This window comes from Paenarthrobacter sp. YAF11_1, assembly GCF_052113445.1.
In the GTDB taxonomy this organism is placed as follows: domain Bacteria; phylum Actinomycetota; class Actinomycetes; order Actinomycetales; family Micrococcaceae; genus Arthrobacter.
In genome coordinates this window covers 376720-399182 of the sequence record NZ_JBFRDF010000003.1, presented here as the reverse complement: position 1 = coordinate 399182, position 22463 = coordinate 376720, and the positions used below count along the sequence as shown (strand labels likewise).

21 protein-coding genes are annotated in these 22463 nt (G+C 63.8%); 8 read left to right on the top strand and 13 right to left on the bottom strand.

From position 1 onward, the window contains the following. Positions 1-15: 15 nt before the first annotated feature. Positions 16-1062, bottom strand: coding sequence for an L-threonine 3-dehydrogenase (tdh, locus tag AB4Y77_RS07225; protein ID WP_311214345.1), 1047 nt, complete (start codon positions 1060-1062; stop codon positions 16-18). A gap of 107 nt (positions 1063-1169) precedes the next feature. Here tdh and AB4Y77_RS07220 point away from each other — a divergent pair, with 107 nt between their 5' ends. Next, positions 1170-2108: a LysR family transcriptional regulator gene (locus AB4Y77_RS07220; RefSeq protein ID WP_311214344.1), complete on the top strand. Its 939-nt coding sequence runs from the start codon at positions 1170-1172 to the stop codon at positions 2106-2108. Between the two features lie 10 nt (positions 2109-2118). Here AB4Y77_RS07220 and AB4Y77_RS07215 read toward each other — a convergent pair whose 3' ends face one another. The 5 genes from AB4Y77_RS07215 to AB4Y77_RS07195 all read right to left on the bottom strand — a co-directional run bounded on the left by AB4Y77_RS07215 (position 2119) and on the right by AB4Y77_RS07195 (position 8175). After that, positions 2119-3312, bottom strand: coding sequence for a Gfo/Idh/MocA family protein (locus AB4Y77_RS07215; RefSeq protein ID WP_442013424.1), 1194 nt, complete (start codon positions 3310-3312; stop codon positions 2119-2121). A 17-nt stretch (positions 3313-3329) separates the two neighbouring features. Beyond that, positions 3330-4382 (bottom strand): LacI family DNA-binding transcriptional regulator, encoded by a 1053-nt coding sequence (locus AB4Y77_RS07210; protein WP_442013423.1) that lies wholly within the window; start codon positions 4380-4382, stop codon positions 3330-3332. Positions 4383-4437: 55 nt separating this feature from the next. After that, on the bottom strand, positions 4438-6096 hold the full coding sequence (locus tag AB4Y77_RS07205; RefSeq protein ID WP_442013422.1) for a sugar ABC transporter substrate-binding protein: 1659 nt from the start codon (positions 6094-6096) through the stop codon (positions 4438-4440). Between the two features lie 78 nt (positions 6097-6174). Beyond that, on the bottom strand, positions 6175-7098 hold the full coding sequence (locus AB4Y77_RS07200; RefSeq protein WP_442013421.1) for a carbohydrate ABC transporter permease: 924 nt from the start codon (positions 7096-7098) through the stop codon (positions 6175-6177). Between the two features lie 42 nt (positions 7099-7140). Next, entirely contained in the window at positions 7141-8175 is a 1035-nt protein-coding gene (locus tag AB4Y77_RS07195) for an ABC transporter permease (RefSeq protein ID WP_442013420.1), read from the bottom strand. A 799-nt stretch (positions 8176-8974) separates the two neighbouring features. Between AB4Y77_RS07195 and AB4Y77_RS07190 the strand changes: the two genes are divergently transcribed. Beyond that, a complete protein-coding gene (locus AB4Y77_RS07190) occupies positions 8975-9988 on the top strand; it encodes a formylglycine-generating enzyme family protein (RefSeq protein WP_442013453.1) in 1014 nt (337 codons plus the stop codon). Here the strand turns inward: AB4Y77_RS07190 and AB4Y77_RS07185 are convergent, their stop codons facing one another. The 5 genes from AB4Y77_RS07185 to AB4Y77_RS07165 all read right to left on the bottom strand — a co-directional run bounded on the left by AB4Y77_RS07185 (position 9989) and on the right by AB4Y77_RS07165 (position 15713). Beyond that, positions 9989-10546, bottom strand: a complete 558-nt coding sequence (locus tag AB4Y77_RS07185) for a hypothetical protein (protein WP_311214337.1) — start codon at positions 10544-10546, stop codon at positions 9989-9991. Between the two features lie 74 nt (positions 10547-10620). Then, entirely contained in the window at positions 10621-12129 is a 1509-nt protein-coding gene (gene gatB / locus AB4Y77_RS07180) for an Asp-tRNA(Asn)/Glu-tRNA(Gln) amidotransferase subunit GatB (protein ID WP_311214336.1), read from the bottom strand. Next, positions 12129-13682, bottom strand: coding sequence for an Asp-tRNA(Asn)/Glu-tRNA(Gln) amidotransferase subunit GatA (gene gatA, locus AB4Y77_RS07175; RefSeq protein ID WP_442013419.1), 1554 nt, complete (start codon positions 13680-13682; stop codon positions 12129-12131). The genes gatB and gatA overlap by 1 nt, the downstream gene beginning before the upstream one ends. 4 nt (positions 13683-13686) lie before the next feature. Continuing rightward, positions 13687-13983, bottom strand: coding sequence for an Asp-tRNA(Asn)/Glu-tRNA(Gln) amidotransferase subunit GatC (gatC, locus tag AB4Y77_RS07170; RefSeq protein WP_089594284.1), 297 nt, complete (start codon positions 13981-13983; stop codon positions 13687-13689). A gap of 227 nt (positions 13984-14210) precedes the next feature. Further along, positions 14211-15713 (bottom strand): CitMHS family transporter, encoded by a 1503-nt coding sequence (locus tag AB4Y77_RS07165; protein ID WP_442013418.1) that lies wholly within the window; start codon positions 15711-15713, stop codon positions 14211-14213. A gap of 156 nt (positions 15714-15869) precedes the next feature. Here AB4Y77_RS07165 and AB4Y77_RS07160 point away from each other — a divergent pair, with 156 nt between their 5' ends. Both AB4Y77_RS07160 and AB4Y77_RS07155 read left to right on the top strand, forming a co-directional pair. Further along, on the top strand, positions 15870-17570 hold the full coding sequence (locus AB4Y77_RS07160; RefSeq protein ID WP_442013417.1) for an ATP-binding protein: 1701 nt from the start codon (positions 15870-15872) through the stop codon (positions 17568-17570). Beyond that, positions 17563-18222, top strand: a complete 660-nt coding sequence (locus AB4Y77_RS07155) for a response regulator (RefSeq protein WP_311214332.1) — start codon at positions 17563-17565, stop codon at positions 18220-18222. Before AB4Y77_RS07160 ends, AB4Y77_RS07155 begins: the two co-directional genes overlap by 8 nt. A gap of 70 nt (positions 18223-18292) precedes the next feature. Here the strand turns inward: AB4Y77_RS07155 and AB4Y77_RS07150 are convergent, their stop codons facing one another. Together AB4Y77_RS07150 and AB4Y77_RS07145 are read right to left on the bottom strand one after the other, a co-directional pair. Beyond that, the gene (locus AB4Y77_RS07150) at positions 18293-18673 is read right to left on the bottom strand and encodes a RidA family protein (protein ID WP_311214331.1); all 381 of its coding nucleotides are present in this window, start codon (positions 18671-18673) and stop codon (positions 18293-18295) included. 57 nt (positions 18674-18730) lie between these two features. Next, complete coding sequence (locus AB4Y77_RS07145; protein ID WP_442013416.1) at positions 18731-19243, bottom strand: GNAT family N-acetyltransferase; 513 nt, start codon at positions 19241-19243, stop codon at positions 18731-18733. Positions 19244-19295: 52 nt separating this feature from the next. Here AB4Y77_RS07145 and AB4Y77_RS07140 point away from each other — a divergent pair, with 52 nt between their 5' ends. The 4 genes from AB4Y77_RS07140 (at position 19296) to AB4Y77_RS07125 (ending at position 22435) form a co-directional block, all read left to right on the top strand. Then, positions 19296-19535 carry a hypothetical protein gene (locus AB4Y77_RS07140; protein WP_442013415.1) on the top strand — a complete coding sequence of 80 codons (240 nt, stop codon included), beginning with the start codon at positions 19296-19298 and terminating at the stop codon, positions 19533-19535. A gap of 181 nt (positions 19536-19716) precedes the next feature. Further along, a complete protein-coding gene (locus AB4Y77_RS07135) occupies positions 19717-20823 on the top strand; it encodes an ABC transporter substrate-binding protein (protein WP_442013414.1) in 1107 nt (368 codons plus the stop codon). A 2-nt stretch (positions 20824-20825) separates the two neighbouring features. Continuing rightward, positions 20826-21737, top strand: a complete 912-nt coding sequence (locus AB4Y77_RS07130; protein WP_442013413.1) for an ABC transporter permease — start codon at positions 20826-20828, stop codon at positions 21735-21737. Further along, entirely contained in the window at positions 21713-22435 is a 723-nt protein-coding gene (locus AB4Y77_RS07125) for an ABC transporter ATP-binding protein (protein ID WP_311214327.1), read from the top strand. Before AB4Y77_RS07130 ends, AB4Y77_RS07125 begins: the two co-directional genes overlap by 25 nt. Positions 22436-22463: the final 28 nt, after the last annotated feature.

The following is a 22463-nucleotide window of genomic DNA, read 5'->3' as shown; positions in this document are numbered from 1 at the left end:
GCAGTTCAGGTCCAGCTACAGTTCAGTCCAGTCGAGGACCACTTTGCCGCCGGTGCCGTTGCGGGCGATCTCGAAGCCCTTCTCCCAGTCCTTGGCAGAGAGCTTGTCGGTGACTACCGCGGAGATGTTGCGGTGCAGCACGGGGTTGGAGGACAGCATGGCGCTCATGGCGTACCAGGTCTCAAACATCTCGCGGCCGTAAATGCCCTTGAGCGTGAGCATGTGCGTGACGACCTTGCCCCAGTCGATGTCAATGGATTGGCTGGGGAGGCCGAGCATGGCGATGCGGCCGCCGTGGTTCATGTTGTCGATCATCTCAGGCAGTGCGGTGGGGTGTCCCGACATTTCCAGGCCGATATCGAACCCTTCGCGCATACCCAGTTCCTGCTGGGCGTCGCGGACGCGCATCTTGGAGACGTCGACGGCCAGGTCAACGCCCATCTGGCGGGCAAGTTCCAGTCGCGGAGCAGAGACGTCCGTGATGGCGATCTTGCGGGCGCCGGCATGGCGGGCGACGGCGATGGCCATGAGTCCGATGGGACCGGCACCGGTGATCAGCACGTCTTCGCCGACCAAAGGGAAGCTCAGCGCGGTGTGGACGGCGTTGCCGAAGGGATCGAAGATGGCACCGAGTTCGGGGGTGACGGATTCATCGTGGTGGACCCAGACGTTGGTTTCCGGGATGACGACGTATTCAGCAAAGGCACCATCGCGCTGCACGCCGACGGAGACGGTGTGGATGCACATCTGGCGGCGGCCGGCGCGGCAGTTGCGGCAGATTCCGCAGACCACATGGCCTTCGCCGGAGACCCGGTCCCCTACCTTGACGTCGCGGACGTCTTCGCCAATTTCCACTACTTCGCCATAGAACTCGTGGCCGGCGATCAGCGGCGTTTCGATGATGCTCTGGGCCCAGGCGTCCCAGCTCTGGATGTGCAGGTCGGTGCCGCAGATACCGGTGGTCATCACACGGATCTTGACGTCGCTGGGGCCCGCTTCGGGCTCAGGACGTTCGACGAGTTCGAACCCTGCGTGGGGTCCGGATTTGTAGAGAGCCTTCATGGGTTTCCTCACTGCCGGGGCTGCTTCGCTGCTGCTGAGTCCATTAGAGCCCCGTCAACGATTTAGCACAACTAGATTCTTCTCAATCAACGATTTAGGATTTGCTAATGGAAATACACCAGTTGCAGATGCTTCGCGAGCTTGGCGACCTCGGCAGCGTGAAAGCGGTGGCCGAGACGCTCATGGTCACTCCGTCGGCTGTTTCCCAGCAGCTCGCACTGCTGCAGAAATCGGTGGATGTGCCGTTGACGCGCAAAGAAGGCAGGGCCTTGGTGCTGACTGACGCCGGCCGCGTCCTCGCCGAGGCGGGTGCCGCCGTCGTGAACGCCATGGCAGATGCGCGGGCAGCAATCGGTGCCTATCACGATGCTCCGGACGCACCGGTAAGCGTGAGCGCGTTCCACAGCGCGGGGCAGGCGCTGTTCGCGCCGTTGGCGGCGCTGCTGGCGTCCGGAACAGCGTCCGACGGCGGGAAGTCGCCTCGCCTGCGACTGTCCGACGAGGATGTGGCCCAGGAGGATTTCCCCGGGTTGGCCGCACGGTACGACCTCGTTTTGGCACACCGGATGGACAACAGCCCGCAGTGGCCGGAGGACAAGGTGGCGGTAATTCCACTCGCAGACGAGCCCCTCGACATCGCCCTTCCCGCGGATCACCCCCTGGCGGGCCGGCAGGAACTGGAGCCATCCGACGTCGTGGGTGAATCATGGGTGACCAGCCGCGATGGCTACTCCCCCGCGGACGTGTTGGCCGCCGTCGTCGCCGTGAGCGGCAGACCGGCAGAGGTGCTGCACCGGATCAACGACTATTCGACCGTTGCGGCGCTGGTTTCCGCGGGTGGGGCGATCGGGCTGCTGCCGCGGTTCACAGCGCGACGTGTGTTGGATGCCGGAGTGGTGCTGCGTCCACTGTCCGGCGTGAATTCGGTGCGCAAGATCGACATCCTGGCCCGGCCGGAGACGCTCAAACGGAAATCGGTCATGACGGTTTGCGAGTCACTTCAAACCGTCATGACCGAGCTTGTGGACCTGTCCGGCCCCCGCTGACCGCGCGCGGTCAGTCGCGGACCAGGGCGGGCTGGCCGGCGTCGAAGTACTCCACCAGTTCGGCAGGGAGCTCCGGAACCTCAAGCGCAGAGCCGTCACCGCGGAGTGATTCCGCCGCAAGGATGCCGGCCACGACTGCCTGACGGGCGGCAATGGGACTCGTCTGCGTTTGGCCGCCTTGGGACGCAAAGCGCAGGAACTCCTCGATCAAGCGGGGATCCGCGCCACCGTGGCCGCCTTCGCCGTCCTGGATGGTAATGACCTCGTCCGGTGCCGCGTAGCCGGATGACCGGCTGGTCCACACATGGATGGTCTCGCCAGGTCCGTCGCCGAGGTTTTCGATGCGGCCCTTGGTGCCGATGACGGTGTAGTTGCGCCAGTAGTCGGGTGTGAAGTGGCACTGCTGATAGGAGGCAAGCACACCGTTGTCCAGCACCATGTTCATCATGGAGATGTCTTCGACGTCGATCACTTCCGCCAGGTCCTTCTGCTCCGTGGGCGGCCAGTTGTCCATGGAGAACCAGTCACCCATGCGCTTTCCGGCGTTGTTGCTGCGGTTCGCGACGTCGCCGTAGACCGCGAGATCGCCGACGGCGGCAACACGCTTGGTGTACCCCCCGGCGAGCCAGTGGATCACGTCGATATCGTGGGCGCCTTTTTGGAGCAGAAGCGAAGTGACGTTGGCGCGCTGGGCATGCCAATCCTTGAAGTAATAGTCACCACCGTGACCCACGAAGTGACGGCACCAAACAGCCTTGACCTCGCCGATCCTGCCGTCCTCGATGAGTTGGCGCATCTGTACTACAACCGGCATGTGCCGCATGTTGTGGCCCACATACAAGCGCGTGCCCGTTTCGTAGGCCGTTGCCAGGATCCGGTCCGCAGCCTCAATGGTGATGTCCAGCGGCTTCTCGCAGAACGTGGGGATGCCCGCCTTGAGCGTTCGGACCGCGACGGCGGCGTGCTGGTTATCGGGGGTCAGGACCAGGACGGCGTCAATCCCACTGCTCAGGAGTTCTTCCAGATCCCCGGTGACTCGGGCCGTGGGGATCCGTTCTGCAGCATCTGCCCGGCCTCGTTCGCTGAGGTCGCAGACAATGGTGACCTCAGAGCCCTGACCTGGCTTGTGGGCGTGTTTCCACAGCCCAGAACGCAGGCCGAAACCTACGATGCCAACCTTCAAATCCTTTTCCATGGTGTGCAATTTCCTTCTTCTGTTTCTTAGTAAAGCCTGGTTGCGGCGCTGCGGTGCGGCGCCGATTCACGCACGAACAAGTGCCACGGGAAGTCCAGGACGTCGGGTTCCTCCGCTGCGGTGGTCTCAGCAGGGCCGGTTGCCCGCCGCAGGAGCAGCCGGGCCAGCTTGTCGAAGAAATCCACTGGACCTACGGTGCTGAGCGAGGGCGACATCCGTTCGCCTTCCACGGTGTTGCCCACGCCGATGATGTCCACATCGGTGCCTACGGAAAGGCCCAAACGCTGGGCAGCGTTGATGGCGCTGACGGCGGCGAAATCCGTCGTGGCATAGATGGCGGTTGGCCGGTCCGTCATGCTGAGCACCCGGGTTGCCGCAGCGTATGCCCCTGCGCTGGTGCCATCGAACAATCCCACGTAGTCCTCGCGTTCCGGAATGCCCGCATGCTCCAATGCCTCGGCATATGCCCGGTACCGGGTGCCGCCGGGTGTGCCGGCCGCCGTGGCCGGAGTCAAGCAAGCAATCCTGCGATGGCCGTGGAGCAGGTGCTCCACGGCCATGCGGCAGCCTGGCCCCGCGATGGATCGAATGACATCGAAGCCGTCCGCTGGGACCTCTTCGTCAAAAACCACCAGGGTGGTTCCATGCTCTGCCAGTTTGCGCAGGGCACCCCGCTGTTCAGGACGGACGGCGTCAACGAACACGGCATCGGCGTTGTGCGTGCCGAGCACTTTGACCCAGTCCGCGTCCCCAAGGATCATCGGCGTGATTCCCAAAGGACCGGCCGCCTTTTGCACGGCCTCGATCACGGACAAGGACCAAGGATCGGACAGCATGGTCAGCGACAGGATCACGGTATTGGTGCGCCCTGTCCGGATGGCCCGCGCGGCCTGGTTGGGACGGTACCCCAGCCGCTCCGCAGCCGCCTTGACCTTTTCCGCCGTCGGATCCGAAACGCCCGGTCCGCCATCACCGCGGCGACCGGACAGCACGTAGGAGACCGTAGCCGTGGACACTCCCGCCAGTTCGGCCACCATGCGGATGGTGGGCCGGACTCCGGTGGTGCTTGCTTTTGCCATGGTTCCCCCTGCTGATCTTCTCTGTCGTGGCGCGTTGGTTCTTGTTGGTTTGAGGCTAGCTTCTGAACACCGGCACGTTGGGGTCCAACGCGGCCTGGTACTCATCGCGCATCTTGTCGCCGCCTTCGCTCTTCCAGCGCTTGACGGCATCCTTGAGTTCGTCGATCTTGGCGCGGCCGGTGATGATGTCCACCACCTTGTCGCGAAGCTGCTTGGTGATCTTCGCTCCCACCTTGGCGTTGGTGTCCGAGTACGAACCGTTAGTGGGGTTGCGCCACGCGAATTCGAGGAGCTTTTCCTCCTGCTGGCTGACGTACCGGGTGTCGTCGTCGTAACCCGGGTTGAAGATGACGTTCTCCGGGCTGGACATGATGTTCAACGCCGAGACGAGGCCTGGTGCGTTGGTGGTTCCTGTTTCGGTGCGCGCCGGGTTGCCGGAGCCATCGATCGTGTAGTCCTCGCCGAGCTCGCCAAAGTTCTTCTGCATGTACTCCACCGTGCCAAACGGCGCCGACAGGTAGTTGATGAGCGCCAGCAGTTCGCGGATCTTGCCCTCTTCGGCCTTCTTGAACGGCGTGAAACCCACCGTGCCGTAGCCCATGTCATACACAGGCTTGACCTTGCCGTCGGCACTGAAGGGAATGAGGACATCGAACTGGGCAGTCTTGTTCAGGGCACGGTAGCTGCGGATATCGTGCGGGCCCACCACAACCTGCGCGGCAACACTGCCGTTCGCCACACGGGAGCGGATGTCCGTGGCCTTGGAGTCCGGGTAGAACACACCCGCCGCGAACATCTTGGCCGTGAACTCAACACCGGCCAGGTATTCGTCGGTTTCATACAAGTGGGTCAGGGTGCGGTCCTTGTTGACGGCCCAGCTGTTGGGGGCGCCAAACCATTCCGTGACCATGTGGAGGGCGTTGATGTAGGCCGGCTCCAGCGCATATTGCTGGTCGCCGGGACGGGTCAGTTCCTTGGCCTTCTCCAGGAATTCGTCGGCGCTGGAAGCTTCAAATCCACCAACTTTGTTCCACATGTCGTGGTTGCCCAGGTACACCTGGCCGAACGGGGTACTGGGGATGGGGGCTCCCCAGATCTTGCCGTTCACGACGGCGGTCTTCCAGGAATCGGGCTTCAGTGCGGCCAGGTTGGGGTACTCCAGCACGGCGTCACCGGAGAGGTACGGCGTCAGGTCCTGGAATTTGGCCTCCAGCATGGGGCCGACGTTGGGAATGCCCTGGTTCGGTGGAACCCACATCATGTCCGGGAGATCGTTGCTGGCCAGGACGGTGGCGAATTTGGCCGGGTAGCCGTCTCCGATGTCTTCGGCGATCTGGAGCTCCAGGTCCCCGCCGAGCTTGGCGTTGAGCCGCTGCCAGAAGGGGTTGTCCTTCAAGCCCGGGCTCATGGTGTCGAAGGTTTCGGTCAGGCCGGTCACCTTGCCCTTGAGCGGCTGCGTCTTCACGGACTGCACAGCAGTGGGCAGCTTGAAGTAGCCGGCTTGGAGGCCCTTGGCGTTGCCCGCGATGTCCGGGGTGACGCCGGTGAATTCCTTGTACGTGGGCAACTTGACCGTCGCGGAGGCAGCGGCGCCTCCGTTGCTCGCGGTTCCGCCACCACCGCAGGCGGACAGGCCTGCAGCGGTCACGGCCAGGCCTGCGAGGCCAAGGAAACCGCGGCGGCTGAATCCAGCCTGAGAGGTAGTGCTCGTCATGGCATAACCCTTTCTGGTTACTTGCTTTTTCTGTGAGGTTTGAGTGCTTTGGGGTATTTTCTGGACTTCGGGAGGGAGTTAGCCCTTGACGGCGCCGGTGATGACGCCCTTGGCAAAGTGCTTTTGGAGGAACGGGTAGACCATCAGGATCGGGACCAACGCCACGACAACTACGGCCATCTGGATGGACTGCGGCGGAGGGGTGGTGGTGATTCCCAGTTGGTCCGCCGCACCACTGCCCTGGACCACGAAGTTGCGGAGCAGCAATTGGATGGGCCACTTGCTGTGATCGTTGATATAGAGCAGGGCGTTGAAGAACGAGTTCCAGAACCCGACGGCGTAGAACAGCCCGACGACGGCGATCACGGCTTTGGACAGTGGCATCACGATGCGCCACAGGATTTGCCAGTCGTTGGCGCCGTCGATCCTGGCACTTTCGATCAGTTCGCCCGGGATGTTCATGAAGAACGATCGCATCACCACAAAGTTGAAGGCTCCAAAGATGCCCGGAAGAATCAGGGACCACAAGGAATCGAGCAGGCCCAGTTGACGGATCATCAGGAACGACGGGATCAGGCCAGGCGCAAACAGAAGCGTAAACAGGACAGCCAGAATCACGGGACGGCCAAAGAGCACCGTGCGGCTGGTGGCGTACGCCATGGTGATGGTCACGAACAGGGCCAGGATGGTGCCGACCGCGGTGACCAGCATGCTGACACCCAGTGACTGAAGCACCATGGGGCCCTTGAAGATGGTGGCGTAGGCCTCCAGCGTGGGACGCTCGGGCCAAAGAACAAAGCCGCCTGCCTTCACCAGTTGTTCGGTGTCAGCGAGGGACGTGGACACCACCAGCAGGATGGGCGTGAGGATGGACAAGCTGAAGACGATCAGTACTATCGCTTTGATCGTTTGGTAAAGGGCGGAAGGCTTCTCCTTCCACACCGGGCGCTTGGGGTTGTAAGTAAGCTCCCGGGATTTCCTGGTAAAAAGTGTTGTTGCCATGGGGTTCTCCTTGTGCGGCAGGCGCGCGGGTCAGCGTGGTTGTCAGCGCACTTGTTTTGCGAAGATTCCGTCTTCGCCGAAGCGGTGGGCAAGTTTGTTGGCGCCGTAGATCAGCAGCGCGCTGACCACGCCCTTGGCGAGGCCGGCTGCAGCACCCGAGCTCCAGCCACCTCCTACTACGCCGGTGTAGTAGGTGAAGGTGTCCAGCACTTCTGCGGCCCCGGCGCCTACAGCGTCACGCTGGAGGATGAACTGTTCAAAGCCGACTGAGAGGATGTCGCCGATGCGCAGGATCAGCAGGAGCACGATCACGGGCCTCAACCCGGGAAGGGTGATGTGCCACATCCGGCGCCAGCGACCGGCACCATCAGCTGCCGCAGCTTCGTAGAGCGAAGCGTCGATGCTGGCGAGTGCTGCCAGGAAGATGATCATTGCCCAGCCGGCGTCTTTCCAGATCATCTGGACGACCACCATCACGGGGAAGGTTTCCGGGTTGGTCATGAAGGGAATGGGATCCATGCCCCAGTCCCTCAGCAGGTTGTTGACGAAACCAGCGCCGCCCAACATCTGCTGGAAGAACGCGATGACAAGCACCCAGGAAAGGAAGTGGGGCAGGTAGGCGATGCTCTGGAAAATGCGACGGACCCGCGTACTGATGAGGGAATCCACGATCAGCGCCAGGACCAGCGGCACTGGGAAGAGGAAGACCAACTGCCACGCGGCCAGGTACAGGGTGTTCCAGAACGCGTGGATGAAGTCCGGATTCCCGAACAGATCCACGAAGTTCTGCCAGCCGACCCACAAGCTGTCTCCGATGCCCAAGTACGGCTGGTAGTCCTGGAACGCGATGACGTTGCCCAGGATGGGGATGTAGAAGAAGAGCAGCAGGAAGGCCACACCCGGGACCATCATGAGCAGCATCTGCTTGTCGCGTCGCAGGCGGGACCGGAAACTCTGCTGCGGGGGCTTGCTCCGTTTCCGATTCTTTGAGCTGGCCCCAGGGGCGCTCCCCCGTGCCGGCGCCGCGACCCGGCGGGCTTCGGGCTGTGCCGGAGCCTGTTCCGTCGTCGAGTTCATGCTGTCTCCTCAAGTGCCGAGCCGGAACCATCAATGTGATCCAAGCCACGCTCGTTAACCGTTTAACAAACCATAAGTGACCCGCATCTCTTTTTGCAAGATCATGATCGAAACTGAGTTCAGAAATCACTTTTCGTCACTTCGGGTTGGGGTGGGGGTTGGTTCGGGTGGGGTGGGGGTTGGCTTGTGGGGCGAGGGGGTGGGCCACGGGTTCGTCACTGCGGCCCCGCACCCGCTCACGCCATCCGCACCTTTACGGACTGGTGCATTTAGCGGAAAGTGGTGCGCCACCGGCGAAGAAGTGGTGCGCGGGGCGGAAGGTGGTGCGACGACGGGGTGCGGGCGGGAAGTGGTGGTGCGTCGTAGGGTGGGGCTGGCTTCTGGTGCAGAGTGCGCCGCGGGTTCGTCACTGTGGCCCCGCACCCGTTCCCGCCATCCGCACCACTACGGACTGGTGCATTTGGCGGAAAGTGGTGCGACGACGGCGAAGAAGTGGTGCGCGGGGCGGAAGGTGGTGCGACGACGGGGTGCGGGCGGGAAGTGGTGGTGCGTCTTAGGGTGGGGCTGGCTTCTGGTGCAGAGTGGGCCACGGGTTCGTCACTGTGGCCCCGCACCCGTTCCCGCCATCCGCACCACTACGGACTGGTGCATTTAGCGGAAAGTGGTGCGCCACCGGCGAAGAAGTGGTGCGCGGGGCGGAAGGTGGTGCGTGGTTGAGGTGGGTGCAAGGAACGAGCGTGTGGCAGGCCACCGGACCCCGCTAAAGTACAAGCAGTTGGTTTTCAGACAGAAGGTGGACATGGCAGATTGCTGCAGCCCGGGCGCCGGCGCCAGGGAACATTCGACGCCGGGGCTGACGCTCCCCCTGCGCGCGGTGGGGGGACACCCGACCAGCGGCCCAGCCGGGACCACCCCGACCACCCCGACCACCCAGAACAACCAGGCCAGCGACGTCCAAATCCCCGGCGGGACGTTCACCATGGGCGATCCCTTCAACGAGGGCTATGAAGGCGATGGCGAATCACCGCTGCACGAGGTCGCAGTGTCCCCCTTCCGGATCAGCGCCACAACAGTGACCAACCAGGAATTCGCGGAGTTCGTCAACGCCACCGGCCACCGCACCGAATCGGAAATCTTTGGTACATCAGCCGTGTTCCACCTCGCCGTGAAAGCCGAGCCACATGAGATTCTCAACCGGGTCAACAACGTCCCGTGGTGGCTTAATGTCCGTGGCGCTGACTGGGCGCACCCGGCCGGGCCCCTCTCGAACTGGGAAAACACCCCGGACCACCCGGTGACCCACGTGTCGCACAACGATGCCCTCGCGTACTGCGAATGGGCCAGCCGACGCCTACCGACGGAAGCCGAGTGGGAATACGCGGCCCGCGGCGGGGTGCCAAGGCTACGCTACCCGTGGGGCAACGAGCTCCACAACAACACATCAGGCACCGCCGCGCACAACTGCAATATCTGGCAAGGCGATTTCCCGTCCCGCAACACCGAAGACGACGGCTACCTCACCACCGCGCCCGCCAAGTCCTTCAGCCCCAACGGCTACGGGCTCTACCAAACCAGCGGGAATGTGTGGGAATGGTGCAGCGACTGGTTCCTGCCCAAGTACTACAAGACCTGCCTCGCGCAGGGAACAGTCGAGGACCCGCAGGGGCCCACTATCGGCCGGGGCCGGGTGATGCGCGGTGGCTCGTACCTCTGCCACGACTCCTACTGCAACCGCTATCGCCTGGCTGCCCGGAGCTCGAACACTCCGGACTCAGCCAGCGGCAACTTGGGCTTCAGAACTGTAGCCCTGTAACTATTTGGGGCCGTGGCCTCTGTGCCCGTGACCACCCTTGAGGCCGGCCGGCAGTTGGCCGGCCACCACCCTGGCAGCCATCACTGTATCGCCCTCCCGGGTGCCGCTGATGCGCAGCGTATCGCCGGACTTGAGGTCGGCAACCGTGGCCGACGGCAGCGATGGCTTGCCCTTGCCGTTTCGAAGCTCTGAAAGGTCGGCGGGCACCTTGGTGATTCGCGTATCCGCGTTGATCGAATAGCGTTGCGTAAAACCGTCATCGCTCTTCACGGTCATCTGGTTTTCGCCAACCGATTCAAGGGTTCCGGTCTGTGTGACCACAGTGCGGTACGTCCCGTCCTGCTGCTTCACCACGTGCTCGCCGTGAATTGCTTGGCCTCGGCCCTCGGCGGATTTGGCTTTCGCTGACACAGAGGGGCCGGGTGACGGAGAAACGCTCGACGGCGAGGGGCTGGGTTGGGTGCCTGCCCATACAGCGGCGGCCCCGCCGCCGGTCAGGGCGACGGCGATCCCGCCGGCAAGGAGGGCCTTTCGGAGGCCCGGTGAGAGTGTGGCCATGCATCCATTGTGCGCCCAAAAAGCAAAGTAGGCCGCAGTAAAACTGCGGCCTACTTTGATGGGAAGAACGGTTGTTAGCCCTCGACGCCGAGCTTCTCAAGGATGAGTTCACGGACACGTCCAGCGTCAGCCTGGCCGCGGGTAGCCTTCATGACGCCGCCAACAATCGCGCCGATGGCCTGGACCTTGCCGCCTCGGATCTTCTCGGCGACATCCGGCTGTGCTGCCAGTGCTGCGTCGATGGCTTCCAAGAGGGGGCCGTCGTCGGACACAACCGCAAGGCCGCGCTTCTCGACGATCTCCGCCGGGGTTCCTTCGCCGGCGAGGACGCCGTCCAGGACCTGGGTGGCCATCTTGTTGTTGATCTTGCCGTCTTCTACGAGCTTGTTCAGCTCCACGATGACCTGCGGCGTGACACCGAGTTCGGAAGGATCGACGTCGGCCACCTTGGCACGGCCCACGATCTCACCCATCCACCACTTACGGGCGACATCGGCAGAAGCACCGGCCGCAATGGTCTCCTCGATGGAATGCATGACTCCGGCGTTGACCACATCCCGGAATTCCAGATCCGAGTAGCCCCAAGCTTCCTTGAGGCGCTTGCGACGCTCGGCCGGCGGCTCGGGAAGGGTAGCGCGGAGCTCCTCCACCCACTCACGGGAGGCGACGACGGGAACCAGGTCCGGCTCCGGGAAGTAGCGGTAATCGTCGGCGTCGGACTTGGGCCGGCCGGACGTCGTCGAACGCGTGTCCTCATGCCAGTGGCGCGTCTCCTGGATGACCGGCTCGCCGGAATCCAGGACGGCAGCGTGGCGCTGGATCTCGTAGCGGACGGCATGTTCGACGGCGCGCAGCGAGTTCACGTTCTTGGTTTCCGAACGGATACCAAATCGTTCCCGGCCGTGCGGGCGCAGGGAAACGTTGGCGTCGCAACGCACGTTGCCGCGTTCCATCTTGGCATCGGAAACACCAAGGTTCTTCACGATCTCGCGAACAGCTGCGACGTACGCCTTGGCCAGTTCTGGCGCACGGCTGCCGGCACCCTCGATAGGCTTGGTGACGATTTCCACCAGCGGTACACCCGAACGGTTGTAATCCACCAGCGAGTAGTCGGCACCCTGGATGCGGCCCGCAGCGCCACCCATGTGGGTCAGCTTGCCGGCGTCTTCCTCCATGTGGGCGCGTTCGATCTCAACGCGGAAGACCGTGCCGTCCTCCAGCTCGACGTCGAGGTACCCGTCGTAGGCGATCGGCTCGTCGTACTGCGAGGTCTGGAAGTTCTTGGGGGTGTCCGGGTAGAAGTAGTTCTTCCGGGCGAAGCGGCAGGACTCGGCGATCTTGCAGTTCAAGGCAAGGCCGATCTTGATGGAGGACTCCACGGCCGTCTTGTTCACTACCGGCAGGACGCCGGGCATGCCCAGATCAACCTCGTTGACGTTGGTGTTCGGCTCGTCACCGAAGACGTTCGGTGCGGAGGAGAACATCTTGGTCTTGGTGTTGAGTTCCACGTGGACCTCGAACCCCAGGACGGGATCGTACTTCTCCATGGCCTCTTCGAAGCTCAGGGTTGCGTCGACGGACATTAGTTGGAACCTCCGGCGGTGGTTGAAGCTGAACTGAGCTCAGGCGCCTGCGCAAGCATCGGACCGCCCCACTTCTCTTCGAGCATGGATTCGAGGACCGCACCAACGCGGTACAGGCGGGCATCCTGGCGGGCAGGAGCCAGCAACTGGATGCCAACGGGCAGGCCGTCTTCGTCCGCCAGGCCGCCCGGCAGGGACAACCCGGGGATGCCAGCGAGGTTGGCGGGGATGGTGGCGACGTCGTTCAGGTACATCGCCAGAGGATCGTCCAGCTTCTCCCCCAGCTTGAACGCCGTGGTGGGCGCCGTCGGGGAGATCAGGACATCGGCCTTCGCAAAAGCTGCGTCGAAGTCACGCTGGATCAGCGTGCGGACCTTCTGGGCGGAGCCGTAGTAAGCGTCGTAGTAACCGGCGCTCAGTGCGTAGGTGCCCAGGATGATGCGGCGCTTCACTTCTTCGCCGAAGCCTGCGGCACGGGTAGCACCCATAACGCGCTCGATGGTCATGGGACCGTCCTTGGGCAAGACTCGCATGCCGAAGCGCACGCCGTCGAACTTGGCCAGGTTGCTGGACACCTCGGACGGCATGATCAGGTAGTAGGCGCCCAGGGCGTACTTCAGGTTGGGACAGGAAACCTCAACGATTTCAGCGCCGGCATCCTTCAGCAGCTGAAGCGACTCGTTGAAACGGTTCTCGACGCCGGCCTGGTAGCCCTCGCCGTGAAGTTCCTTGACGATGCCGATCTTCATGCCCGCAACATTGCCAACCCGGGCAGCAGCAACAAGATCGTTGAACGGATCGGTCAGCGACGTGGAGTCGAAGGGGTCGTGGCCGCCGATGACTTCCTGCAGCAGCGCCGAGTCCAAGACCGTGCGGGAAACCGGGCCGATCTGGTCCAGCGACGACGCCATGGCAATGGCACCGTAGCGGGAAACAGCACCGTAGGTCGGCTTCACGCCAACAGTTCCGGTGACGGCACCCGGCTGGCGGATCGAGCCGCCGGTATCGGTACCGAGCGCCAGCGGCGCTTCGAAAGCGGCGACGGCGGCAGCGGAGCCACCGCCCGAACCGCCGGGAATGCGGTCCAAGTCCCACGGGTTGCGGGTAGGGCCGTACGCCGAGTGCTCCGTGGAGGAACCCATGGCGAATTCGTCCAGGTTGGTCTTGCCCAGGATGGGCATCTTGGCCGCGCGCAGCTTCTTCACCACGGTGGCGTCGTACGGGCTGTGCCAGCCCTCGAGGATCTTCGAACCAGCCGTCGTCGGCTGGCCGATCGTGACGATGAGGTCCTTGACCGCGATCGGCACACCGGCGAGGGCGTGCAGTTCTTCGGCAGCGGAACCACCGGTCGCGCGGGCAGCGTCGACCTCGGCTGCAACAGCCAAAGCCTCTTCGCTATTAACGTGCAGGAAGGCGTTAACCTGACCATCGACGTCCGCAATGCGGTCAAGATGCGCCTGCGTCACTTCGACGGCGGTAACCTCGCGCGAAGCCAGCTTGGCAGCGAGATCGGCAGCAGAGTGGCGGATGAGTTCGTTCTTCTGTTCAGTCATGTGATTAGCCCTCATCCAGGATTGCCGGGACCTTGAAACGGTTCTCGTAAGCATCCGGAGCGCCGGACAATGCCTGCTCAGCCGTGAACGTGTGGCCCACAACGTCCTCGCGGAAAACATTGGTCAACGGAATCGGGTGCGACGTCGCCGGGACATCATCCCCCGCAGCTTCGCTCACGCTCTTGACCGAATCCACAATGACAGCAAGCTCAACAGCCATCCTGTCCAGTTCTTCGGCACTCATTTCAATGTGAGCCAGACGCGCAAGATGCGCGACGTCGTCACGGTTGATCGCAGCCATGGATCTCCCCTGCAAAGTTCAAATGGTTTTCCGAACCAGTCTACTTGGCTTGGGTGCGCCGGTCAGACGCTACACCCGCGAGCCATCCTCCGCGTGCTCGCTCGTTCCTCGCCTAGACGCACGCTTCCGGATGCCTCCCGGCCTTCGCAGCTGTCCGGAGCATAAACCCCAACGAGACAGCCGGGCGGACCATTTGCGCTCAGCTGTCTCGTTGGGGTTTGGATGGGTCAGCCGATGCCGATTGCTCCGGTCAGGACTCCGACTGCCAGCATGACCACCGAGACAACTGCCGTGCGCCAGAGGACCTTCTTGTGGTGGTCGCCCAGGTCTACCTTGGCCAAAGAGACCAACAAGAGGATCGCGGGAACCAGCGGGCTCTGCAGGTGGAACGGCTGCCCGGTGATGGAGGCGCGGGCCATATCCACTGCATCTACGCCATAGTGCGCTGCGGTTTCGGAGAGGACCGGAAGGACACCGAAGTAGAAGGCGTCGTTGCTCATGAAGAAGGTCATGGGGATACTGAGCAGCCCGGTGATGATCGCCATGAACGGACCCATGTCCGCGGGGATGATCTGGACCAGCCACTCGGACATCGCCTTGACCATGCCGGTGCCGTTGAGGACGCCTGTCAGGACTGCGGCGGCCATGACCATGCTGACGACGGCGACGATGGACGGTGCGTGGGCGATCAGCTGGGCGCCTTGGTCCTTGACCTTAGGGAAGTTGACCAGCAGGGCGATTGCGGAGCCCACCATAAACACGAACGGCAGCGGAACGATGTTGGCCACCAGGACCACCATGACGGCGACGGTCAGGCCCAGGTTGAACCAGAACAGCTTGGGACGAAGGGTGGAGCGGTTGGGGTCCAGCGCGGTGTCCGCCATGGCGGTGTCGTGATCGTCCACCAGCGTGGCAGGGTCTTCAAGAACCGCGACGCCGGAACCTCCGCCGGTTCCCGGCTTGCCTGCGGTTGAACCGTTGCGGCCAAAGCCGAAGCGGCCGGCGCCGAAGCCTGAACCCGGGCCGGAACCTGCGGCGACAGAACCGCCGCGGCCGGTGCCGCCGTCGAACGCTTCAGAAGGATCGGCGACGTCGCCCCAAATTTCGGGGGCAGTGGTGCGGAGGCGGTTGCGTTCCTGCAGACCGAGCAGCCAGGCGAAGACCAGGACAACGATGAGGCCAACGATGAGGGACGGGACCATGGGGACGAAGACGTCATTGACATCGAGGTTCAGGGCGGTCGCAGCGCGGGCGGTGGGCCCGCCCCACGGGAGGATGTTCATGGTGCCGTTGGCCAGGCCCGCGACGCAGGTGAGGACTACGGGGCTCATCTTGAGTCGCAGGTACACCGGGAGCATGGCTGCAGTGGTGAGGATGAAGGTGGTGGAGCCGTCGCCGTCCAAGGAGACGGCCGCTGCCAGGATGGCGGTGCCGAGGACAACCTTGGCGGGGTCGTTACCCAGCTTGCGCAGGATGAACTTCACCAGGGGGTCGAACAGTCCGACGTCGATCATCAGGCCGAAGTAGATGATGGCGAACATGAGGAGCGCGGCCGTGGAAGTCATGGACTTCATCGAGTCCATCACCATGTCGCCGATGCCGAGGCCCGCACCGGCAAAAAGGCCGAAGACGGTAGGGACGATGATCAGCGCCAGGACCGGCGTCAATTTTTTGGTCATGATCAGGACCATGAATACCGCAATCATTGCGAATCCAAGCAAAACCAGCACGGCCGGCTCCTTACTACTGTGAATGGCGCCACGTCGGTGTGATGCGCACTACAGACGATATGGTGGCGCCGGTCACGGCGAGGAGTTTCCGGGAATTGTTGGGAATACTGCTCGTTGCGAACGTTTTGCGCATTGTGCTCAATGATTCAATGGATCATGCGGTTTTCCACCCAGACCCTTCTCCTCCAACTGGGGGTTGTCCTGCTGGTGGTCCTGCTCAGCGGAACGGTCCACGCCTGGCTGGTGTACGAGCGGATCGGCACCGAAGCCGAGAACCAGGCGCTCACCCTTGCCAGGACGGTCGCCGCGGATCCCAGCATCAGGTCCGGCGTCCAAGTCATCAGCAAAGAAGAGGGAACACCTCCCCCGGAAGTCCTCGCCGTCGGCCCCCTGCAAGCGGCGGCCGAGGCGGTGCGGGCACGCACCGGCGCTTTGTTCGTGGTCATCACGGACGAAACCGGGCTCAGGCTGGCCCACCCGGAGACCGCACGGCTGGGTGAACGCGTCAGCACGGACCCTTCTGTGGCATTGGGCGGTGAGGAAATCACCACCCGCAACACCGGCACTTTGGGACCATCGGCCGGCGCAAAGGTGCCCGTGTACTCCCCGGACACCTCCGGGGCAATCGTGGGCGAAGTCAGCGTGGGCTATTCCGTGGAGTCTCTCAGCAATAGCCTGGCCCGCGACATCGTACCCATAGCCCTCACCGCTGGTGGAGCTTTGCTTGCCGGCGTCCTGGCCTCGTTCTTGCTCCGCCGCAGGCTGCAGCGGCTCACCCTCGGCCTTGAGCCCGAGGAAATCAGCACCCTCGTCCACGACCAAGTCGCAGTACTCCAAGGCGTCGACGACGGCGTGATCGGTATCGCGGCGGACGGGCGCATCTCCGTGTTCAACGCCGCGGCAGCCAGGCTCTTGGACGTGCCCGACGCCACAGGACAGGACTGGGCGTCCGCCGCTGTTCCCGGACAACTCAAGCAGCTCACACAGCCCGCAGCACGTGACGCGGAGGCTGTGGAAGTTGTCGCCGGCGGAAGAGTTCTGGTGGCAAGCGCGCGCAAAGCCTGGCATCGCAAGGAAGACCTTGGCTGGGTGGTCATGCTCCGCGACCGCACGGAATTGCAGCAGCTCACCCGCCAACTCGACGCCGTGGGAACCATGTCCACGGCCCTCCGAGCCCAGCGCCACGAGTTCGCCAACCAACTCCACACGATCGCCGGTTTCATGAGCATCGGCCAGTACGAATCGGCCAAGGAATACCTGGCCCGGATCTCCGCAACGGGCCCGCTGAAGTTCCCGGTGGAGCAAGCTGAACTCCTCCAGGACGCGTACTTGCAGGCGTTTGTTGGCGCCAAGGGCGTGGAGGCTTCGGAGCGCGGTGTGGCCCTGCGCGTCGGCCCCGAAACCCTGGTCCGTGGGCACGTGGCCGATCCCCAGGACGTGACCACAGTGCTCGGCAACCTGATCGACAACGCGGTGAGCGCCGCCGTCGTCGGCTCCGCAGCGGACCGCTGGGTGGAGGTCGAACTTCTGGACGAGGCCACCACAACCGGCGGGACCTTGCACATCGTGGTGGGAGACTCGGGCGACGGTTTGGGGAGCCTTGAACCCGAAGAGGTCTTCGCAGAAGGATTCACGACGTCGGAACAACCGGTACGCTCGGGGGCTGGACAAGGTTTGGGGCTGGCGTTGGTGCGGCAGCTGGCGCGAAGGCGGGGCGGCGACGTCCGGGTTTTGGAGTCCGGCAGCCACGGCGGTCCGGGGGCGGTGTTCATGGCAACCATCCCCGGCGTCATGGATTCCGCGGAGCATGCGGGCACGGGGGCCGACTCGACGGTGAGGAAGGACAGCAGTGGCTGAGGATTTGAGGGTATTGATCGTGGACGACGATTTCCACGTGGCTAGGCTCCATGCCGCCTATGTGGATTCCGTGGCCGGGTTCATGGCCTTGGCGCCGGCGGGCTCTGTGTCCCAAGCCCTGCAGGCGATCCATAGCCTCCGCCCGGACCTGGTGCTGCTGGACGTGTATTTGCCCGATGGCTCCGGCCTGGACCTGCTGGGCCAGTTGGACGTCGACGCCGTCATGCTCACCGCGGCCTCGGACGCGCAATCCATCAAGGTTGCCCTTCGCCGTGGCGCGCTGGGGTACATGCTCAAGCCCTTCACCGCGGAGTCCCTGTCCCAGCAACTCCGGTCCTACGCACGGTATCGCCGCATCCTCAGTCAGCAAACAGCGGTTGACCAGACCACCATTGAACGCGCCAAGCGCTCTCTGATCCCCGGTGACGTCACCCCGGCCGCGAAACCCCGCTCGGCAACCGAGGCGGCCGTCCTGGAATCCTTGCTTCCCGGTGAGCAGTATTCAGCTGCCGAGGTGGCGGAACGGGTTGGCGTTTCCCGGGCAACAGCGCAACGGTACCTGTCCTCGCTCGCGGACGATGGCGCCGTCGAAATCCAGCTGCGCTACGGAACTACGGGCCGGCCGGAACACCGCTACGGCGTCCCGGCCTGACCCAAGTAGGTGGCATTTGTGCTCGTTTTGACGGCTCATAACGCGCACAAATGCTACTTAGTTGGGTGCGCTAGGCGGACTTCTGCGCCACGAGCTCGATCTCTACCAGCATCTCCGGGTCGAGGAATGGCAGGACGTGGACCAGGGCCAGTGTCGGTCTGATTTCGCCGAACACCTCTCCGTGCGCGCGGCCGGCGTCTTCCCACTTGCTGATGTCCGTCAGGTACAGCTTGGACTGGACCACGTCTTCGTAGGAGAACCCGGCTTCTTCCAGAACGGCACCGAGCTTCTCGAGGATGTATTTGGTCTGCGAGTAGAAATCTTCGCCAACGATGCCCTCTGGCCCGGAGGCAGCCGTAGCCGAAATGAAGAGGGTGTTGTCCACCTGGACTGCGCGGGAGTATCCAAGGGTCTGTTCCCAGACCGAGCCCGTGCCGAATGTCTTGCGCATGCCGCGCCTTCCTGTCGCTTTCGCACGGTCCGGTGACCGGCGTTTACGAAGGAAACCTTATGACTGCGGAAGGTCCAGCCGGTAAACGAACAACTTTATGTCGGTACCGGGGACAACCCAGTCACGATGCGGTGCGCGGTCGAAGCCGGTGCGAGCGTAGAGGGCGTTGGCACTTTCCCACGTCGCGCCGGTAGTCAGCGAAACGGCCTTGATACCGTCCATGGCCTTGGCCTGGTCGACGACGGCCTGCACCAGGGCGCGGCCGGCACCGGAGCGCTGGACAGCCGGATCCACCACGAGGGTCCGCAGTTCCAGTTCATCGTCCAGGCCGATGTCTGAGAAGCCGCCGCCGGCAGGAGCAGCTGTCACGGAACCGATGACTTCCCCGTTGCGTTCTGCCACCAGGATCTCTGCGTGCTCCGCGCGTCCGGCCACGTCCTGGAGCTTCTGGAGGTACGGGTGATCGGCGTCGCCGTAGTACCCCGCGGTGACGTAGGACTCCTGCGTAATGCGGGCAACGGCGTCGTAGTCTTCGGGCAGGGCGGGACGGACGGTAATCGGCGAAAGCACCTACCAATGGTAGTCGGGTTCCCATCACCTACTGCGCCAAAGGGGCGTTTCCGTGATCGAACTATCAGTCACGTACGGAACGCACGACGCCGGATGGTTGCCTCGCGCTGTTCGCCTGCGGAGCCGGCGGGCTCGGTTTGTGTTGCCTCCCGTGGCGTCGGATGGAGCCGCGTTGCGTGCCGTGAACCCCGGTTTCGTGCTGTTGCGGGGACATGTCGAAACGCTGGCGCGGGGTATCGCAGGCGTGTTTGAGTTGCACCACGGCGAACAACTGACGCCCTCATCACCGTGAAACTTTGTGATGCAGAACAGGAGGAACCGATGCCCGCCACCGATGACCGCACACGCGTCACGCAGGCTCACTCCTGCTGTCCACCCCGCCTTCAGAACTAAGCGATCTCCACCGCTGCCCCCGTTCGATGCCTTTGGCTCCGGGCAGCCAGCGAAACACTTCCGCACCTGAAAGGCTTGACATGTCCTCCGCGCCCCTTCGCGCCCAAAAACACCCCACGACTCCACCCGGCCGCCGCCACGTCCTCGCCGCCCTCCTCGCCATCCCAGCGCTGAGCCTGCTCACCGCCTGCGGCGGAGCAGCAACAGCCGGCGGCGAGGCCACACAGGCCGCCCAAGTCACTGCGCCGCTGGCAACCACTGTCCCCGACGGCACCACCCTGGTAGTCGGCGATCCCACGGTGCAGGCCGCCCTGGAGCTCTCCGGCCTGGACAAGAAGCTCAGCTTCCCGGTGAAATTTGCCAACGTTTCCGGCGGTCCGGCCACCACTGAAGCGTTCCGTGCCAATGCCCTTGACGTAGGCTCCGTGGCTGATATCCCTCCGATCCACGCCACGTGGACCGGGCTGGACGTCCGCATCATCGCCAGCGTCTACCGCCAGTATGCCGTGAACCACCCGCTGTATGAACTGGGCATCGCCCCGGACACCGGCATCACCGACCTTCAGGGTCTCCGCGGCAAGAAGATCGCGTACAGCCCGGGACAGGCGCAAGGCGCCCTGGTCCTGCGCATCCTTGAAAAGGCAGGGCTCCAACACGGCGACGTGAAGCTGGTGGAACTGCCCAGCACCGGCGATACCTACTCCACCGCTCTGTCCAGCAAACAGGTTGACGCGGCACCATTGGGCGGCGTCCAGATCAAGCGCTATCTCGCCAAGTATGGCGGCGACGGCGGAACCACCTTGCGGCACGGCCTGCGCGACGACCCCGGTCACCTCTATGCACCGGCTTCGGTGCTGGATGACCCAGCCAAGGCCGCTGCCCTTGCCGAATACGTCGATCTCTGGGGACAAGCCCAGCGCTGGATCCAGGACCACCCCGAAGAATGGCTGGAGGGCTACTACGTGAAGAACCAAGGGCTCTCCGCCGAGGACGGCCAGTATCTGATCGATGCTGCCGGCGAGCGCGACCTTCCGACGTCCTGGACCGATGCGATTGCCCGACACCAGCAAACCATCGACCTCCTCTCAAGGGAGCAAAAGAAGCCGAAGCTGGACGCTGCCAAGCTGTATGACCTTCGCTTTGAGGCCATCGCCGGGACGTCGTACGCCGCCGGGAAGGGGGCATAGCCATGACCACCACTACCGCCCGGCGGGCCACCGCCACTGCTCCTCCGCCGAAGGTCGACGCCGGAACTCATCTGAGTGTCGTCGTCGAACCCCATCTTGACCCGGCCTTCCAGGGAAGGCCCGATGTCCGTCCCACGAGCCGCCGGCTCGGCCCTGGCCCACGCCGCCGCTTTGCCGGTTTGGTGGGCCCCGCCGCACTGGTGCTGTTGTGGGTCATCGCCTCGGCTACAGGCCTTCTGGACCCGCGTATCCTGTCCGAGCCATGGACCGTGGTGTCCACGGCGGGCGAACTGATCGCAGACGGGCGGCTGCAGGAGAACCTCGCCATTTCCGCCCAACGCGCAGGCTTGGGACTGTTCTTCGGCATCGTGGTGGGCGCTGTGCTTGCGGTCCTGTCCGGGCTGAGCCGAGTGGGCGAGTCATTGATCGATGGTCCGGTGCAGATCAAGCGCGCCATCCCGGGCCTTGCTTTGATCCCGCTCCTGATCCTTTGGTTCGGCATCGACGAAACCATGAAGGTCCTCACCATCACGCTGGGCGTGTTTGTCCCCATCTACCTCCAGACCCATGCCGGGTTGCGCGGCATAGACCTTCGGTACGTCGAACTGGCGCAAACCGTTGGGCTCAGCCGGGCGGGATTCATCCGCCGCGTGGTACTGCCGGGAGCATTGCCGGGGTTCTTTCTTGGCCTCCGCTTCGCCGTCACGGGAGCCTGGGTGTCGCTGGTGGTGGTGGAGCAGATCAATTCAACCAGCGGCATCGGCTACATGATGGAGCTCGCCCGCACCTACGGCCAAACCAACATCATCGTCCTTGGCCTGGCCGTCTATGGCGTCCTGGGCTTGCTGTCCGACGCAGCCGTCCGGCTCCTGGAACGAAAGGCACTGTCATGGCAACGCACACTGGCGGGCTGACTTCGGCGCATCCCTTCAACGAGGTCTCCGTCCGTCACCTCATCCGCAGTTTCGGACCGAAAGGCGTCCTCAACGGGGTCGACCTCGATATCGCCCCCGGCGAGTTCGTCGCCCTCCTCGGCCCGAGCGGCTGCGGCAAGAGCACCCTGCTGCGGGCCCTCGCCGGACTGGATCGTGACGTCCGCGGCAGCGGTGTGGTGAATGTCCCGGAGCAGGTGTCCGTGGTGTTCCAGGATTCCCGCCTGCTGCCGTGGGACACGGTCCTGGGTAACGTCACCTTGGGCCTCAGGGATCACGACGCCGATGCCCGCGGCCGCCGCGCACTGGCCGAAGTGGGCCTGGCCGGCCGGGAAAAGGCCTGGCCGCACGAGCTGTCCGGCGGTGAGCAGCAACGGGTCGCCCTGGCGAGGTCGCTGGTGCGTGAGCCCAAGCTGCTCCTGGCCGACGAGCCCTTCGGCGCACTCGACGCACTAACCCGCCTGAAAATGCACGCCCTGCTGAAAGATCTTGTGACCGCGCACCGCCCGGCCGTCCTGCTCGTCACCCACGACGTCGACGAAGCCATCACCCTGGCCGACCGCGTCATTGTCCTCCAAGGCGGTCGCGTTGCCCTGGAACGCAAGGCCGGGACCGACGTCGACCATTCCACGCTGAGGGGCGAACTGCTCGAAGCCCTCGGCGTCCACGCTGCTGCCTGACCCCACGTATTTCGAACCAAGGAGAACC

Bases quoted from the DNA above. Each gene is read 5' to 3' on its own strand.
- tdh (WP_311214345.1), bottom strand. From the start codon at position 1,062: ATGAAGGCTCTCTACAAATCCGGACCCCACGCAGGGTTCGAACTCGTC.
- AB4Y77_RS07220 (WP_311214344.1), top strand. From the start codon at position 1,170: ATGGAAATACACCAGTTGCAGATGCTTCGCGAGCTTGGCGACCTCGGC.
- AB4Y77_RS07210 (WP_442013423.1), bottom strand. From the start codon at position 4,382: ATGGCAAAAGCAAGCACCACCGGAGTCCGGCCCACCATCCGCATGGTG.
- AB4Y77_RS07205 (WP_442013422.1), bottom strand. From the start codon at position 6,096: ATGACGAGCACTACCTCTCAGGCTGGATTCAGCCGCCGCGGTTTCCTT.
- AB4Y77_RS07200 (WP_442013421.1), bottom strand. From the start codon at position 7,098: ATGGCAACAACACTTTTTACCAGGAAATCCCGGGAGCTTACTTACAAC.
- AB4Y77_RS07195 (WP_442013420.1), bottom strand. From the start codon at position 8,175: ATGAACTCGACGACGGAACAGGCTCCGGCACAGCCCGAAGCCCGCCGG.
- AB4Y77_RS07190 (WP_442013453.1), top strand. From the start codon at position 8,975: ATGGCAGATTGCTGCAGCCCGGGCGCCGGCGCCAGGGAACATTCGACG.
- AB4Y77_RS07185 (WP_311214337.1), bottom strand. From the start codon at position 10,546: ATGGCCACACTCTCACCGGGCCTCCGAAAGGCCCTCCTTGCCGGCGGG.
- gatB (WP_311214336.1), bottom strand. From the start codon at position 12,129: ATGTCCGTCGACGCAACCCTGAGCTTCGAAGAGGCCATGGAGAAGTAC.
- gatA (WP_442013419.1), bottom strand. From the start codon at position 13,682: ATGACTGAACAGAAGAACGAACTCATCCGCCACTCTGCTGCCGATCTC.
- gatC (WP_089594284.1), bottom strand. From the start codon at position 13,983: ATGGCTGCGATCAACCGTGACGACGTCGCGCATCTTGCGCGTCTGGCT.
- AB4Y77_RS07160 (WP_442013417.1), top strand. From the start codon at position 15,870: ATGCGGTTTTCCACCCAGACCCTTCTCCTCCAACTGGGGGTTGTCCTG.
- AB4Y77_RS07150 (WP_311214331.1), bottom strand. From the start codon at position 18,673: ATGCGCAAGACATTCGGCACGGGCTCGGTCTGGGAACAGACCCTTGGA.
- AB4Y77_RS07135 (WP_442013414.1), top strand. From the start codon at position 19,717: ATGTCCTCCGCGCCCCTTCGCGCCCAAAAACACCCCACGACTCCACCC.
- AB4Y77_RS07130 (WP_442013413.1), top strand. From the start codon at position 20,826: ATGACCACCACTACCGCCCGGCGGGCCACCGCCACTGCTCCTCCGCCG.
- AB4Y77_RS07125 (WP_311214327.1), top strand. From the start codon at position 21,713: ATGGCAACGCACACTGGCGGGCTGACTTCGGCGCATCCCTTCAACGAG.